This window comes from Qipengyuania marisflavi (genome assembly GCF_005884405.1).
Lineage (GTDB): Bacteria > Pseudomonadota > Alphaproteobacteria > Sphingomonadales > Sphingomonadaceae > Qipengyuania > Qipengyuania marisflavi.
Map to the genome: position 1 here is coordinate 1 of NZ_VCAO01000017.1, position 1,196 is coordinate 1,196.

At 58.4% G+C, this 1,196-nt stretch carries 1 protein-coding gene; it reads left to right on the forward strand.

The window, feature by feature from the left end; all coding sequences use genetic code 11:
- Nucleotides 1-32 precede the first annotated feature (32 nt).
- Nucleotides 33-1,159, forward strand: a protein-coding gene (locus FEV51_RS13075) for an IS3 family transposase (protein ID WP_222927467.1) whose coding sequence is annotated in 2 segments (ribosomal slippage) — nt 33-264 and nt 264-1,159 — 1,128 coding nt in all. Because the reading frame shifts where the segments join, the coding sequence is not laid out codon by codon here.
- Nucleotides 1,160-1,196: the final 37 nt, after the last annotated feature.

Sequence of the window (1,196 nt, forward strand, 5' to 3'; positions counted from 1 at the left end):
GAGTTTAACACTCTATCAAGGAGGCCGACGAGATGATGAAGCATACAGAAGAGTTCAAGCGGGAAGCGGTGCGGATTGCGCTGGCCAGCGGGCTGTCGCGTCGGCGTGTTGCGTCAGATTTAGGGGTGGGATTGTCGACGCTGGGCAAGTGGGTCGCGCAATATCGGCCCACTGATCTGGTAGCCGCGCCGCAGGCGGATCTGGCCCGTGAGAATGAACGTCTGCGCCTGGAGAACCGGATCCTCAAGGAGGAGAGGGAGATTTTAAAAAAGGCCACGCAGTTCTTCGCGAGCCAGCGGCCGTGAGGTTCGCGTTTGTGGAGAGCTGGCGCCATGTATGGCCTGTAGAGACGATCTGCCGGGTTATGCAGGTCAGCCCCCGTGGCTATCGTTCATGGCGCACACGGCCGATCAGCCAGCGTGCGCGGACAGACATGAAGGTGCTGGCCCATATTCGGGAACAGTACAGCCTCAGCCTGGGCAGCTATGGTCGTCCTCGCATGACAATGGAGCTCAAAGAGGCAGGTCTCGATGTCGGCGAGCGCCGGGTCGGTCGATTGATGAAGATTAACGGGATCAAGCCAGTCCGCACCCGCAAGCACAAGGTTACGACCGACAGCCACCACCGGCTTGGCGTTGCGGCGAACTGGCTGGCAGGTGATTTTGTCGCTGACGCACCCAACCTTAAATGGGCCGGTGACATCACCTATGTCTGGACGCATGAGGGTTGGCTCTACCTCGCCGTCATTCTTGATCTGCATAGCCGCCGCGTGGTGGGCTGGGCCGTCAGCGACAGGATGAAGAAGGACCTTGCGATCCGAGCACTCGATATGGCCGTTCGGCTGCGCAATCCGCCAGAGGGCTGCCTTTTCCATTCCGATCGTGGCAGCCAATATTGCTCCTACGATTATCAAAAGATGCTGCAGGCTTACGGCCTGCGGCCATCGATGAGCGGCAAGGGTAATTGCTATGATAACGCCTCTGTCGAGACATTCTTCAAAAGCCTGAAGGCGGAACTAATCTGGCGGCAGAGCTGGCCAACACGGCGACAAGCCGAGGCCGCCATCTTCCAGTACATCAACGGGTTCTACAATACCCGCCGCCGCCATTCATATCTGGGCGGCATCAGCCCGCTCGCATTCGAAGCCAAAGTGGCATAATGAGATCAGTGACCGGCACAAAACCGTTACAAGTCCA